11 protein-coding genes are annotated in these 13,876 nt (G+C 69.5%); 9 read left to right on the forward strand and 2 right to left on the reverse strand.

The genetic code is table 11. From position 1 onward, the window contains the following. Positions 1–23: 23 nt before the first annotated feature. The 6 genes from tsaE to trxA are packed head-to-tail and all read left to right on the forward strand — an operon-like array spanning position 24 to position 8,888. The gene (gene tsaE / locus BMZ25_RS10255; RefSeq protein WP_092693149.1) at positions 24–515 is read left to right on the forward strand and encodes a tRNA (adenosine(37)-N6)-threonylcarbamoyltransferase complex ATPase subunit type 1 TsaE; all 492 of its coding nucleotides are present in this window, start codon (positions 24–26) and stop codon (positions 513–515) included. Further along, the gene (locus tag BMZ25_RS10260; RefSeq protein WP_092693151.1) at positions 508–1,527 is read left to right on the forward strand and encodes an aminoglycoside phosphotransferase family protein; all 1,020 of its coding nucleotides are present in this window, start codon (positions 508–510) and stop codon (positions 1,525–1,527) included. Before tsaE ends, BMZ25_RS10260 begins: the two co-directional genes overlap by 8 nt. Further along, on the forward strand, positions 1,503–2,198 hold the full coding sequence (locus tag BMZ25_RS10265; RefSeq protein ID WP_092693153.1) for a nucleotidyltransferase family protein: 696 nt from the start codon (positions 1,503–1,505) through the stop codon (positions 2,196–2,198). Before BMZ25_RS10260 ends, BMZ25_RS10265 begins: the two co-directional genes overlap by 25 nt. Positions 2,199–2,202: 4 nt before the next feature. Continuing rightward, a complete protein-coding gene (addB, locus tag BMZ25_RS10270; protein WP_408033436.1) occupies positions 2,203–5,145 on the forward strand; it encodes a double-strand break repair protein AddB in 2,943 nt (980 codons plus the stop codon). Next, a complete protein-coding gene (gene addA, locus BMZ25_RS10275; RefSeq protein WP_092693157.1) occupies positions 5,142–8,510 on the forward strand; it encodes a double-strand break repair helicase AddA in 3,369 nt (1,122 codons plus the stop codon). Before addB ends, addA begins: the two co-directional genes overlap by 4 nt. Before the next feature lie 57 nt (positions 8,511–8,567). Next, positions 8,568–8,888, forward strand: a complete 321-nt coding sequence (gene trxA, locus BMZ25_RS10280; protein WP_092693160.1) for a thioredoxin — start codon at positions 8,568–8,570, stop codon at positions 8,886–8,888. A gap of 75 nt (positions 8,889–8,963) precedes the next feature. Here trxA and BMZ25_RS10285 read toward each other — a convergent pair whose 3' ends face one another. Then, positions 8,964–9,878: a hypothetical protein gene (locus tag BMZ25_RS10285; protein ID WP_092693162.1), complete on the reverse strand. Its 915-nt coding sequence runs from the start codon at positions 9,876–9,878 to the stop codon at positions 8,964–8,966. Positions 9,879–9,979: 101 nt separating this feature from the next. Here BMZ25_RS10285 and hslV point away from each other — a divergent pair, with 101 nt between their 5' ends. The 3 genes from hslV (at position 9,980) to BMZ25_RS10300 (ending at position 13,308) form a co-directional block, all read left to right on the forward strand. Continuing rightward, complete coding sequence (hslV, locus tag BMZ25_RS10290) at positions 9,980–10,537, forward strand: ATP-dependent protease subunit HslV (protein WP_092693164.1); 558 nt, start codon at positions 9,980–9,982, stop codon at positions 10,535–10,537. Between the two features lie 55 nt (positions 10,538–10,592). Then, complete coding sequence (gene hslU / locus BMZ25_RS10295) at positions 10,593–11,900, forward strand: ATP-dependent protease ATPase subunit HslU (protein ID WP_092693166.1); 1,308 nt, start codon at positions 10,593–10,595, stop codon at positions 11,898–11,900. Positions 11,901–12,060: 160 nt separating this feature from the next. Next, entirely contained in the window at positions 12,061–13,308 is a 1,248-nt protein-coding gene (locus BMZ25_RS10300; RefSeq protein WP_092693169.1) for an MFS transporter, read from the forward strand. On the opposite strand, the gene BMZ25_RS10305 is transcribed toward BMZ25_RS10300, so the two are convergent. Further along, positions 13,270–13,875: a Smr/MutS family protein gene (locus BMZ25_RS10305; RefSeq protein WP_092693170.1), complete on the reverse strand. Its 606-nt coding sequence runs from the start codon at positions 13,873–13,875 to the stop codon at positions 13,270–13,272. The genes BMZ25_RS10300 and BMZ25_RS10305 overlap by 39 nt on opposite strands. Between the last annotated feature and the right edge of the window lies 1 nt (position 13,876).

A 13,876-nucleotide genomic window follows, 5' to 3' on the forward strand; every position in this document is an offset into this window, starting at 1 on the left:
GCGACAGGGACAAAGTGCGCGCCATGCAGCACGACGTTCTGAAACGCCTGTTCCTGACCACGCCCGAGGACACCGATCGCCTGGGCCACTGGTTCGCCCGGACGCTGCGCGGCGGCGATACCCTGTTGCTCGAAGGCGGGATCGGCGCGGGCAAGACGCATCTGGCCCGCGCGATGATCCAGGCCATGCAGGCGCGTCACGGCCGGGCCGAGGACGTGCCCTCTCCGACCTTCACGCTGGTGCAGACGTACGAGGCCGGGCCGGACGAGATCTGGCACGCCGATCTCTACCGCGTCGGCGGGCCGGACGAGGTGATCGAGTTGGGCCTGCACGACGCTTTCGGCACCGCCATCTGCCTGGTCGAATGGCCCGACCGGCTGGGCGCGGACGCACCCGAAGCCGCTTTGAAAGTTCGCCTGACACCCGACGCCGAGGGACGGCGTGTCGAATTCTTCGGTGCCGCGCCTTGGGCGGACCGCCTTGCGTCACTGGCGGAGGTCGCGGCGGATGCCTGATCGCACGGACGAGATCGCCCGCTTCCTCGCCCATGCCGGCTGGGGAGAGGCGAGGCGCACGGTTCTGGCCGGGGACGCCTCGAACCGGCGCTACGACCGGCTGGTCACCGCCGACGGCAGCCGCGCGGTCCTGATGGACGCCCCCGCCGACAGGGGCGAGGATGTCCGACCCTTCGTCCGCATCGCGCAACACCTCAGTGCCTGCGGCCTGGCGGCGCCGGAGATCCTGGCGCAGGACGAAACACGGGGTTTCCTGCTGCTCGAGGACCTCGGCGACGCGATCTTCGCCCGCGTGCTGGAACGCGACCCCACGCTCGAAACGGACCTCTATGCCGGCGCGACGGACGTGCTGCTGAAACTGCACGCCGCCCCGCGGACACCCGAGGTCGCCAGCTACCTTCCCGAGATGGCCGATCTGTCGCAACTGGCCTGGCGCTGGTACCGGATGGAGGTCGACGGTGCCGCCGAGCCCGCCGGCAGACCGGCCCGGGACGCGATGCAGAACGCGCTCGACTCGCTGCCGCCCTGGGAGCCGGTTCTGATCCTGCGGGACTATCACGCGGAGAACCTGATCTGGCGCCCAGAGCGCATCGGCACCGACCGCGTCGCGCTGCTGGATTTCCAGGATGCCCGCATGGGGCACCCGGCCTACGATCTTGTTTCGTTGCTCGAGGATGCGCGCCGGGACGTGTCGCCAGAGGTGCAGCGACAGATGGTCGACCGCTACGTCGCCGCGGCGGGCACCGACCGAGAGGCGTTCGAAGCCGGCTACGCGGTGATGGGCGCCCAGCGCAACCTGCGCATCCTCGGGGTCTTTGCCCGCCTGTCGATGCATTTCGGCAAGCCGCACTATGTCGATCTCATCCCGCGGGTCTGGGGGCACCTGCAGACCGACCTGGCCCATCCCGCCTGCGCCGCGCTCGCCGCCCAGGTCCGTGCGACTCTGCCCGAACCGACGCCCGACCACCTGAAGACCCTGAAGGACAAATGCGCGACCATCCCGCATCCTTGATGCTGTTCGCCGCGGGGTTCGGCACCCGCATGGGCGCGTTGACCGCCGACCGGCCTAAACCGCTGGTGGAGGTCGCCGGTCGTCCGCTGATCGATCATGCCCTCGCCCTGACCGACATCGGCCCCGTTCGGACCCGGGTAATGAACGTCCACTACCGGGCGGATCAGCTGATCGACCATGTCGCCGACCGCCCGGTCACGGTGACGCATGAGACGCCCGACATCCTCGACACCGGCGGCGGCCTGCGCAACGCGCTGCCCGCGCTCGGCGAGGGGCCGGTGTTCACGCTGAACTCCGACGCCGTGTGGAGCGGCCCCAACCCGCTGAGCGCCCTCGCCGCGGCCTGGGATCCCGCACGGATGGAGGCGCTGTTGATGCTCGTCCCCGCGGACCGGGCCCGCGGCCATGCCGGCACGGGCGATTTCGACATCGACGCACGCGGGCGGCTGACCCGCGGCGGTCCGCTGACCTATACCGGGGCGCAGATCATCCGGCCCGACCGGCTATCTCAGGTGAAACAGGACGTGTTCTCTCTCAACGTGATCTGGCGGCAGATGGAGGCGGTGGGCACGCTGTTCGGCCTCGTGCATCCCGGCGGCTGGTGCGATGTGGGCCATCCCGGCGGAATTACCGAGGCCGAGGCGATGCTGGCGGAGTCCGACCGTGTTTGATCCGATGGACGGCCCGCGCGTCTTCGGCCTGCCGCCCGGCGCCGACTTTCCGGCCGAGGTCGCGAACGGCATCCTGGAGCGCGTCGCCGGCCTGCCGCCCGAAACGCTCGGCCGAGTCGAGATCTTCGTGAACTCGGCCCGGATGCAGCGGCGCATGACCGCTCTGTTCCGAAACGGGCCCGCCCGGCTTCTGCCGCGGGTGCGGCTGCTGACCGCGCTCGGGACCGAGACGCCGGTTCCCGATCTGCCGCCCGCGATCTCGCCCCTCGCGCGTCGGCTGGAGCTGACCCGGCTGGTCGCGCAGCTGCTGGAACAAGAGCGTGATCTTGCCCCGCGCACGGCGGCCTTCGATCTTGCCGACAGCCTTGCCGCGCTGATGGACGAGATGCAGGGTGAAGGCGTCTCGCCGGACGTGCTGGACACGCTCGACGTGACCGACGAAAGTGGGCATTGGGCCCGCAGCCTCGGCTTCATCCGCATCGTGCAGCAGTATTTCGGCGACGAGAGCGTGCCGGATCCCGAAGCGCGGCAGCGGCGCGCCGTCGAGCACCTCGTGCAGCGCTGGTCGGCGGCCCCGCCGCAGCATCCGGTGATCGTGGCCGGATCGACAGGCTCACGCGGGGCGACGGGGCTGTTCATGCGGGCCGTCGCCACGCTGCCGCAGGGGGCCCTGGTTCTGCCCGGTTTCGATTTCGACCTGCCACGGTCGATCTGGAACCGCCTCGACGATCCGCTCACGTCCGAGGATCACCCTCAATACCGCTTTGCCAAGCTTCTGGCCGATCTCGGCGCCGACCCGGACGACGTGATCGACTGGGGCCCGCCGGCTCCTGTGCCCGAGCGCAACCGTCTCGTGTCACTGTCGCTCCGTCCGGCCCCCGTCACAGATCAGTGGATGTCCGAGGGGCGCGAGCTGCACGATCTGCGCGAGCCGACCGAAGGGATGACCCTGATCGAGGCCGCCTCGCCCCGGCAGGAGGCACTGTCGATCGCGCTGATCCTGCGGCAGGCGGCCGAGGAAGGGCGCACCGCCGCGCTCATTACCCCCGACCGGATGCTGACGCGGCGCGTCACCGCGGCGCTGGACCGCTGGCGGCTCGAACCCGACGACAGCGCTGGCCGCCCGCTGGCCCTGTCCGCGCCGGGCCGGCTGTTGCGCCATGTCGCGGAGCTGTTCGGCGAACGGCTGACATCCGAGGCGCTGCTGACGTTGCTCAAGCATCCGCTGGTCCATTCCGGCGCCGAACGCGGGCCGCACCTGCGCTGGACGCGCGAGCTGGAGCTGCGCCTGCGCCGCCGGGGTCCCGCCTTTCCCGACCGTGACAGCCTGATCGCGTTTGCCACGCAACGGGAGGATGCGGAGTGTCTCGCCTGGGCAAGCTGGCTGGCGGATATCGTTGACATGCTGGCGACGGCCGAGACGACGCCCCTGTCCGGCCACCTGGACCGCCATATCGCCACGACCGAACGGCTCGCCGCTGGGCCGAGCGGCACCGGGTCGGGCACGCTGTGGGACGAGGCGGCCGGTCGCAAGGCGGCCGAACAGCTTGGCGACCTGCGCGATCAGGCCGAGCATGGCGGCGTCATGGGGCTCAAGGACTATCGGGCAGTGTTCGACGGAATTCTGGCGCGGGCCGAGGTGCGCGACCCGTTCAGCCCGCATCCCGGCATCATGATCTGGGGCACGCTCGAAGCGCGCGTGCAGGGGGCGGATCTCGTCATCCTCGGCGGTCTGAACGACGGCACGTGGCCGGATCTGCCGCCGCCCGATCCTTGGCTCAACCGGCGCATGCGGAAAGAGGCCGGCTTGCTACTGCCCGAACGCCAGATCGGTCTGGCGGCGCATGACTTCCAGCAGGCCGTCGCGGCGCCCGAGGTCGTCCTGACCCGCGCCGCCCGCGATGCCGAGGCCGAAACGGTCGTCTCCCGCTGGCTCAACCGCCTGTCGAACCTCCTGGCCGGCCTGCCACAGCAGCACGGCCCCGAGGCGCTGTCGGCCATGCGTGCGCGCGGCGCGCGATGGCTGCGCCTGGCCGAGACGGACGAGGCGAACTATGCCCCCGTCGCGCCGGCGCCCCGCCCTGCCCCGCGCCCGCCCGTCACCGTGCGGCCACGGCAGCTGTCGGTGACGCGGATCGAGACGCTGATCCGCGATCCCTACGACATCTACGCCCGCGAGATCCTGAACCTGCGGGCGCTGCGACCCCTGCGGCAGGAACCCGACGCGCCGCTGCGCGGCACCGTGGTGCACACGATCTTCGAGCGCTTCGTGAGAGAGCGGCCCGACCCGGCGGATCCGGCGGCGCGCGACACCCTGTTGCGGATTACCGACGAGGTACTTGCCGCCGAGGTGCCCTGGCCCACGGCGCGGGCACTGTGGCGCGCGCGGCTGGCCCGCGTGGCCGATCCGTTCCTGCGGGAGGAGGTTGTGCGCCAATCCGAGGGAGATCCGCTGCTGGTCGAGGAGCGCGGCGTCTGGGAGGTGCCCGGCACGGAGCTGACCCTGACCGGACAGGCCGACCGCATCGACCGCCTGACCGACGCACGGCTCGCCATCTATGACTACAAGACCGGCGCGGTGCCCTCGAAGAAGCAGATCGCGCATTTCGACAAGCAGCTCATGCTCGAGGCGCTGATGGCCGAGGCCGGCGCGTTTCCCGGCATCGACCCCGCCGAGGTCGCCCGCGTCGCGCATATCGGCCTGGGCTCGTCGCCCAAGCAGCAGACGATCGACCTGCGCGACCCCGAAAACGACGACATCGAAACCGACCCGGCCAAGGTGCTGGCCGAGTTCCAGGCCCTGATCAACGCCTTCGCGCGCCATGACCAGGGCTATGCCGCCCGCCGCGCGGTCGAGAGCCGCGCCTGGGGTGGCGATTACGACCACCTCGCCCGGTTCGGGGAATGGACGGACAGTGACGACGTGACATCGGAGATCGTGGGATGAGCCCCAGGGACGCGGCAAGCGAGCGGCAGGTCACCTCGGCCCATCCGCGCCACTCGACCTGGCTGTCGGCCAACGCCGGCTCGGGCAAGACCCGCGTGCTGACCGACCGGGTGGCGCGGCTGCTGCTCGACGGGGCCTCGCCGCAGAACATCCTGTGCCTGACCTACACCAAGGCCGCCGCGAGCGAGATGCAGAACCGCCTCTTCAAGCGTCTCGGCGGTTGGGCGATGACACCGGACGACGACTTGCGACGGCAGCTGGAACAGCTGGGCGTCGAAGAGCGGCTGGACGCCGAGGTGCTGGCGCGGGCCCGCCGCCTGTTCGCCAGCGCCATCGAGACGCCCGGCGGGCTCAAGATCCAGACCATTCACTCGTTCTGCGCCGCCCTCCTTCGCCGCTTCCCGCTCGAGGCCGGGGTCTCGCCGCAATTCACCGAGGCCGAGGATCGCGCCGTCTCGCAGCTGCGCGCCGAGGTCGTCGAAGAGATGGCAGACGGCGATCTGAGCGACCTCGTCGATACGCTCGCGGCGCAGGCCTCGGGCGAGAATTTCGACAAGCTGACGGCCGAGATCGTCTCGCGCAGGGCCGAATTCGCCGAAACCGCCGACTGGGCCGCGATCTGTGACGCGCTCGGCGCACACCCCGACGACACCGAAGAGACCGCGATGCGCTCGGCCTTCGTCGGCGGTGAGGACGGGTTGGCCAAGGACATCGCCGACTGCGCCGCGCAGACCAGCGCCAGCTACCAGACATTCGCCGCCGACCTCCTGGCCCTGCCGCTGGATCGGCCGGACCGCGCGACGTTCGAGAGCCTGTGCGGCCTGTTCCTTTATAGCAGCGGCGAGAAGGCGGGGCGGTCCAAGTCCGAGAACTTTCCGCAATCGCGCCACACCGGCGCCGTCGCCGCCTTTGCGCCGGTCATGGAGGACCTGCACGCCTTCATGGACCGCGTGGCGGATGCGCGGACGCGCCTCATCTGCGTCGCCCAGGCCCGGCGCACCTACGCCCTGCACGCCTTTGCCAGTGCCTTCCTGCCCCGCTTCGCGGATGCCAAGGAAGCGCGCGGCTGGCTGGATTTCGACGACCTGATCCTCGGGGCCGCCAAGCTTCTGACGGCGCCGGCGGTGGCGCAATGGGTGCTCTACCGGCTGGACGGCGGGATCGACCACATCCTCGTGGACGAGGCGCAGGACACCAGCCCGCCCCAGTGGCGCGTGATCGAACGGCTCGCGCAGGAATTCACCGCCGGCCATGGCGCGCGGGAGGCTGGGGAACGCAGCCTGTTCGTCGTGGGCGACCAGAAACAGTCGATCTACTCGTTCCAGGGGGCGGATCCGGCGGCCTTCGACCGCATGCGCGCGCATTTCGCGCGGCAGCTGGAATCCCAGGGCGGCCTCCGCTCGACCGAGTTGCAACACTCGTTCCGGTCCTCCGCCGCGATCCTGCGCTCGGTCGACGCGGTCTTTGCCGGAGAGCGGGCCGAGGGCCTGGGCGCGAACGCCCATCACCTTGCCTTTCACGAGACGATGCCGGGGCGCGTCGATGTCTGGCCGCTGGTCGAAAGCGAGCCCGCCTCGGATCCGCCCGCCTGGTACGACCCGGTCGACCGCGTCTCGCCCGGCAGCGCGACGGTGCGCCTGGCCGAGGCCGTGGCCCGGCAGATCCGCCAAACCATCGACGGCGGCGTCGCGATACCGCGTGCGGGCGGCGCGGCGAAGGCGGCGGACGAGGGCGATTTCCTGGTGCTGCTCCAGCGGCGCAACACGCTGTTCCACGAGATCATCCGCGCCTGCAAGGCGGCGGGGCTGGAGGTCGCCGGCGCCGACCGGCTGGAACTGGCGAACGAGCTGGCGGTCAAGGATCTCAGGGCGCTTCTGTCGTTCCTGGCCACGCCCGAGGACGATCTATCCCTTGCCGCCCTCCTGCGCTCGCCGCTCTGCGGCTGGACCGAGGGCGCGCTCTACGATCTGGCCGCCGGGCGCGGGCCGAAATACCTCTGGCAGGCCCTGCGCGAAGTCGGCGACGACCATCCCGAAACCTGGGCGATGCTGAAGGACCTTCGCAGCATGGCCGACTTCCTGCGACCCTACGACCTGCTCGAACGGGTGCTGGTGCGTCATGACGGACGCCGGCGCATCCTCGCCCGGCTGGGGGAAGAGGCCGAAGACGGCATCGACGAGCTGCTAACGCAGGCGCTCGCCTATGAACGGACAGATATCCCCAGCCTGACCGGATTCCTCGGCTGGCTCGACGCCGATGACGTTCAGGTGAAGCGCAGCGCCGACAGCGCCGGGGGCAAGGTCCGCGTGATGACGGTTCACGGGGCTAAGGGGCTGGAGGCGCCGGTCGTGATCCTGCCGGACACCACACGCGATCCGCCGCAGCTGCGCGCCGAGCTGCTGGTGCCCGAACCCGGCACGGTCCTGTGGCGCATCGCCAAGGACCGTGCCCCTGCCCCGCTGGCCGATGCCGCCGACGCCGTCGTGGCCGCTGACGAGCGCGAGCGGCTGCGCCTGCTCTACGTGGCGATGACACGGGCCGAAAGCTGGCTGATCGTGGCCGGGGTCGCCCCGGCGAAGACCGGGAAGCTGACGCAGATGTGGTACGGGGCGATCACCGAGGGGATGACGGATCTGCCGCTGGAGCCGGTCGAAACACCGATCGGGCCGGGTGAGCGGATGCAGCACGGCGACTGGCCGGGTGCCGCGGCCGAATCGACACCGGCGGCCGGGGCCGACACACCCGCCCTGCCCGCTTGGCTGAACACGCATGCCCATGTCCCGCCCGAGCCCGAGGGGCCGGTCTCACCCTCGGACCTCGGTGGCCCAAAGGCGCTGCCCGGCGAAGGCCTGGACGAGGAAAGCGCGAAGTTGCGCGGTCATCGCCTGCACCTTCTGATGGAGCATCTGCCGCAACACGACCGCGCTGACTGGTCCGCGCTCGCCGCCCAGATCGCTGGCCTTGCCGACGACGAGACGGGCCCACTGCTGGCCGAGGCGCAGCGCTGCCTCGACGCGCCGGACCTGGCCCATGTCTTTGCGCCCGGCACGCTGGCCGAGGTTCCGCTGCATGCCGACCTGTCCGAACTCGGCGGGCGGGCCGTCAGCGGGATCATCGACCGGCTCCTGGTCGGCGACAACGAGATCCTGGCCGTGGATTTCAAGTCGAACGCCACGATCCCGGCGATACCCGAGCATACGCCCGAGGGCCTGTTGCGACAGATGGGCGCCTATGCCGCAGCGTTGAAGGCGATCTATCCCGGTCACCGGGTCCGCACCGCCCTGCTCTGGACGGCCGAGGCGCGGCTGATGGAACTGCCGGACTGTCTGGTCATGGCCGCCCTGCAGCGGGCGCAGCCGTCTTGACGGGTCTGAGGCCCCTCCTTACGTTCGCACCTCGATATCCGAACAAGGAGTGATCCGATGGCGACCGTGCCCGTGACAGACGACACCTTCGACGCCGAAGTGCGCAATGCAGACCTGCCCGTCGTGGTGGACTTCTGGGCCGAGTGGTGCGGCCCGTGCAAGCAGATCGGCCCCGCGCTGGAAGAACTGAGCGACCAGTACGAAGGCAAGATCAAGATCGTGAAGGTCAATGTGGACGAGAATCCGGGCTCGCCGTCACAGCTGGGCGTGCGCGGGATTCCGGCCCTTTTCATGTTCAAGGACGGCGAAGTCGTCTCGAACAAGGTCGGCGCGGCGCCGAAGGCCGCGCTGCAGAGCTGGATCGAGGAAGCGATCTGATCCGGTACGCTATGCCGGAACGTTCCGAAAAGCCCCGCCGCGCCATCGCGCGACGGGGCTTTTGCGTGGCACGGGTCAGAACATCCAGCCGCGGCGCTTGACCGCCCGCAGGATCTGCGCCTCGGCCTCCGGCGCACCGGCATTGATCGTCGTCTCCTTCAGGAACCAGTGAAGGTACGCAGCATAGTCCGGGCGCATCTCTTCGACCTGGCGAAAGGCCGCCTCCACGCCGCTCTGCCCGACATTCGCGGCGATGTGGAGAAAGTCGATCATCCCGAACAGCACCGCCGGCTTGCGGAAGAAATACCCGGCGAGCGCCGCCGACGAGTTCTGCGTGACGACGAAGTCGCACTCGCGCAGCAGCACCGGCATCTCGCCCGTCCGGATCGACAGGCGCGGATTGAGCCGCGCGAGATCGTCCAGCGCCGCCCGCTCGGCCGGCGAATATGTCTCCTTCGGATGCAGCCCGGCGACAATGCGGCGGTCGCCGGTATGTGCCAGCGTCTCGCCCAGCATGTCGAGCGGACTCATCGTCTGGAAGCTGCGATGTTGCAACAGGCGGCCCTGCAGAGCGACGTAGACGAAACCGTCGCGTCGGGCGTTGGCGGCATCGCCCGGAAAATACCGCTCCCGCGCCCGGCGAAAGAACGTCTCGGCCGCCGCGGGGTCGACATCCCGAGGCGCGAAAGCCGACAGCGCGACCTCCCATTCCCAGCGCTTGGCCGACCTCTCGATCCGCCAGAACGGATAGAAATAGGCCAGCCGCGTCGTGAGCGACCGCGCGTGCAGCGGATCGTCCATGTGGAACAGCGCATAGCCGTCCTTGCCGGCCGAGGCCTGCCGCGCCGTCTCGGAATTGCGCATCAGACGGGTTTCGACGCCGCGCGACGCGAAGGCCGCGATCAGCCGGTTGGTATAGTTGTGCTCTCCGGCGCGGGCGCGGGCGAGAAGCGCGTCATCGTAGAAAATCCGCAGGATCCGGCCGGTCATGCCACGCAGCCTAGCGCCGCCGGATCGGCGGCTCCATGCGAAATGGTTGGCAATCTCGGCGGGGCTCTCCATATCAGCCATCGAATGAAAGGAAGGCAGGAATGACGGAAAGCGCGTTTCCCGGCTGGCACGGGACCACGATCATGGCGGTGCGCAAGGGCGGCAAGGTGGTCGTCGCCGGCGACGGCCAGGTGAGCCTCGGCGACACGGTCATCAAGGGCACGGCCCGCAAGGTGCGCCGGATCAGCCCCGGCGGCTATGACATCGTGGCCGGCTTTGCGGGCTCGACCGCCGACGCCTTCGCCCTGCTCGAGCGGCTCGAGACCAAGCTCGAAAGCACGCCGGGCCAGCTCCAGCGCGCGGCGGTCGAGCTGGCGAAGGACTGGCGCACCGACAAGTACCTGCAGAAGCTTGAGGCGATGCTGATCGTCACCGACGGGTCGGACCTGTACGTGGTGACCGGCGCGGGTGACGTTCTGGAGCCCGAACACGACGTGACCGCCATCGGATCGGGCGGCAACTACGCGCTGGCCGCCGGCCGGGCGATGATGGACAGCGATCACGAGGCCGAAGAGATCGCACGTCGCGCGATGGCCATCGCGAGCGACATCTGTGTCTACACCAACGGCAACCTCACCGTCGAAACCATCTCGAAATAACGGCACGCCTCGCCCCCAGCGGCGACGGAGCGCGGCCCGACCGCAAGGATACGACATGACCGACCTGACCCCCCGCGAGATCGTCTCGGAGCTCGACCGTTACATCATCGGCCAGAAGGACGCCAAGCGCGCCGTCTCGGTGGCACTGCGCAACCGGTGGCGGCGCAAGCAGCTGGGCGCGGACCTGCGCGACGAGGTCTATCCCAAGAACATCCTGATGATCGGCCCCACCGGCGTCGGCAAGACCGAGATCTCGCGCCGGCTGGCGAAGCTGGCCCGCGCGCCGTTCATCAAGGTCGAGGCGACGAAGTTCACCGAGGTCGGCTATGTCGGGCGGGACGTGGAGCAGATCATCCGCGACCTGGTGGAACAGTCGATCACCATGACCCGCGAATTCATGCGCGAGGACGTGAAATCGAAGGCCCAGTCGAACGCCGAGAACCGCGTGCTCGAGGCGATCGCCGGCGAGAACGCCCGCAACCAGACCCGCGAGATGTTCCGCTCCAAGCTGCGCAACGGCGAGCTGGACGATCACGAGATCGAGCTGGACCTGCAGGACACGTCGAATCCGTTGGGCAACATGGAGATGCCCGGCATGCAGGGCGGCCAGATGGGCGGCATGAACCTGGGCGACCTGTTCGGCAAGGCATTCCAGGGCCGGACCGTGCGCAAGAAGATGACCGTGGCCGAAAGCTATGAGGCGCTGATCGGCGAAGAGGCCGACAAGCTGCTGGACGACGAGACGGTGAACAAGGCCGCCGTCGAGGCGGTGCAGGAGAACGGCATCGTCTTTCTCGACGAGATCGACAAGGTCTGTGCCCGGCAGGACGCCCGCAACGCCGATGTCAGCCGCGAGGGCGTGCAGCGCGACCTGCTGCCGTTGATCGAGGGCACGACGGTGTCGACGAAATACGGCCCCGTGAAGACCGACCACATCCTGTTCATCGCGAGCGGCGCGTTCCACATCGCCAAGCCGTCGGACCTGCTGCCCGAACTGCAGGGCCGGCTGCCGATCCGGGTGGAGTTGCGAGCGCTGACCGAGGACGACTTCGTCCGCATCCTGACCGAGACCGACAACGCCCTGACGCGCCAGTACTCGGCCCTGATGGAAACCGAGCAGGTGAACATCGAGTTCACCGAGGACGGCATCGCCGCTCTGGCCCGGATCGCCGCCGAGGTGAACACCAGCGTCGAGAACATCGGCGCGCGGCGTCTCTACACGGTGATGGAGCGCGTGTTCGAGGAACTGTCCTTCACCGCGCCCGACCGCGCGGGCGAGACCGTCACGCTGGACGCGGACTTCGTCGAGGCCAACCTGGGCGAGCTGTCGCGGTCGGTGGACATGAGCCGCTACGTGCTGTGACCCTGCGGCCGCGGCTGCGCCGCGACACGTACATTGCACCGCGCGAGGCGCGCGGTGCGTGCCTCCGGCGGGGATATTTGGGGGACCAAAGAGGTGCCGGCCCGCCCAACGTCAGAGAATGCGGGTTTTCATTTCCGCAGGAGCGGTAGATCAAGGCGGCATGCCGGTTAGGGATTTCATCCGCCGGAATGCCGCCTTTCTCGCCGCGGGGTTCCTGCTGTCCTTCACGTCCAGCTATGGACAGACCTATTTCATCTCGGTCTTCGCGGGAGAGATCCGCGGAGAGTTCGGGCTGAGTCACGGCGCCTGGGGCGGGCTCTATACGCTGGGCACCACCGCCTCGGCGCTGCTGATGGTGTGGGCAGGACTTCTGACCGACCGGTTCCGGGCGCGGCAGCTGGGCATCTTCGTCGCCGCGATCCTGACCTGCGCCTGCCTGGCGATGTCCGTGGTTCCGAACGTCGTGGCGCTGGTCGGCGTCATCTTCCTGCTGCGGTTCTCGGGCCAGGGGATGATGAGCCAGCTGGCGAACGTGTCGATGGCGCGGTGGTTCGTGGCGTCGCGTGGGCTGGCGCTGTCGATCTCGTCGATGGGGTTCGCGGTGGGCCAGGCCGCCCTGCCCGTCGCCTTCGTCGCGCTGTTGGCGGTGTTCGACTGGCGGGTCCTGTGGCTGGTGGCGGCCGCCCTGGTCGTGGTGACCTTCCCGGTGATCTACAGGCTTTTGAAGCTGGAGCGGACGCCGCAATCGCTGGCGTCGGAGGGCGAGTCGGTCACCGGCATGAACAACCGGCACTGGACGCGGGTGGAGGCGGCACGGCACTGGCTGTTCTGGCTGGCGATCCCGGTGATCATCGGGCCGCCCGCCTGGGGCACGGCGCTGTTCTTTCAGCAGGTGCACCTGGCCGAGGTGAAGGGCTGGCGGCTGGTGGAGTTCGTCTCGCTGCTTCCGTTCTTCACCGTCGCGTCGGTGTCGATGACGCTGGCCTCGGGATGGGCGATCGACCGGTTCGGCACCGGCCGCCTGATGCCGTTCTTTCCCCTGCCCTTCGCGGCCGGGTTCCTGGCCTTGTCGTTCGCCCAGACGCTGCCCGCGGCCGGGCTGGGCATGGTGCTGGTCGGGATCGGGTCGGGGATGCAGGCGACGCTGCCCGCGGCCTTCTGGGCCGAGTTCTACGGCACGCGGCACCTGGGCGGACTCAAGGCGTTGTCGATGGCGCTGATGGTGCTGGCCTCGGCCGTGGGGCCCGGTCTGACGGGGGCGCTGATCGACGCGGGCTACGACTTTCCCGAGCAGATGCTGGGGATCGTGGCCTATTACCTCGTCGCGGGCGGCCTGGCGGCCATCGGCGCGGCCTGGGCGCGGCCGCTGCTAACGACGCCGGCTGAGGTAGACGTAGTACGCCCCTGACCCGCCGTGGCTGCGATGGGCGGGGCTGACCTGCAGAACGGCCTGCGCCAGCGGCGGAGTGCGGAGCCATTGCGGCACCTGGTGGCGCAGCACGCCGGGCCGGCGCGGGATGGGGCCGTCATCCTCGCCCCGGCGGCCCTTGCCGGTGATGACGAGGACGAGGCGTTTCCCCTGCCCCTGCGCGTCGAGGATGAAACGGTTCAGCCGCGGATGGGCCTGGTCGAGCGTGAGACCGTGCAGGTCGAGCCGCCCCTCGACCGAGAGCTTGCCGCGCTTCATCTTGCCATAGGCCTTGCGGTCCATGCGGACGGGATCGGCGGCGGTGCGCTCCTCGATCGACGGCGCGAGATCGTAGCGGGCCTCGGTGCGGGTGGCGCCTTCGCCGAGGCTGAAGGGCGCGACGGGATCGGGCTGCGTCTTGCCCTGGGTCCGGGTCGACGGCTTTGACGGGACGGAGGGCCGCGGGCCGTGCCGCCGGCCGGGGAGCGGCTGGGTGGTATCGGTCACCTGACGCCAGAGGTCATGCTCTTCGGGCCGCAGCCCGCGCGGTCGGCGACGGCCGGACATG

Source organism: Tranquillimonas rosea (assembly GCF_900111315.1).
GTDB lineage: Bacteria > Pseudomonadota > Alphaproteobacteria > Rhodobacterales > Rhodobacteraceae > Tranquillimonas > Tranquillimonas rosea.

What these genes read in the sequence shown, in the direction of transcription:
- BMZ25_RS10265 (WP_092693153.1), top strand. Translation starts at nt 1,503, where the DNA reads ATGCGCGACCATCCCGCATCCTTGATGCTGTTCGCCGCGGGGTTCGGC.
- BMZ25_RS10300 (WP_092693169.1), top strand. Translation starts at nt 12,061, where the DNA reads ATGCCGGTTAGGGATTTCATCCGCCGGAATGCCGCCTTTCTCGCCGCG.
- hslV (WP_092693164.1), top strand. Translation starts at nt 9,980, where the DNA reads ATGACGGAAAGCGCGTTTCCCGGCTGGCACGGGACCACGATCATGGCG.
- BMZ25_RS10305 (WP_092693170.1), bottom strand. Translation starts at nt 13,875, where the DNA reads ATGTCCGGCCGTCGCCGACCGCGCGGGCTGCGGCCCGAAGAGCATGAC.
- trxA (WP_092693160.1), top strand. Translation starts at nt 8,568, where the DNA reads ATGGCGACCGTGCCCGTGACAGACGACACCTTCGACGCCGAAGTGCGC.
- BMZ25_RS10285 (WP_092693162.1), bottom strand. Translation starts at nt 9,878, where the DNA reads ATGACCGGCCGGATCCTGCGGATTTTCTACGATGACGCGCTTCTCGCC.
- hslU (WP_092693166.1), top strand. Translation starts at nt 10,593, where the DNA reads ATGACCGACCTGACCCCCCGCGAGATCGTCTCGGAGCTCGACCGTTAC.
- addB (WP_408033436.1), top strand. Translation starts at nt 2,203, where the DNA reads ATGGACGGCCCGCGCGTCTTCGGCCTGCCGCCCGGCGCCGACTTTCCG.
- addA (WP_092693157.1), top strand. Translation starts at nt 5,142, where the DNA reads ATGAGCCCCAGGGACGCGGCAAGCGAGCGGCAGGTCACCTCGGCCCAT.
- tsaE (WP_092693149.1), top strand. Translation starts at nt 24, where the DNA reads ATGCAGCACGACGTTCTGAAACGCCTGTTCCTGACCACGCCCGAGGAC.
- BMZ25_RS10260 (WP_092693151.1), top strand. Translation starts at nt 508, where the DNA reads ATGCCTGATCGCACGGACGAGATCGCCCGCTTCCTCGCCCATGCCGGC.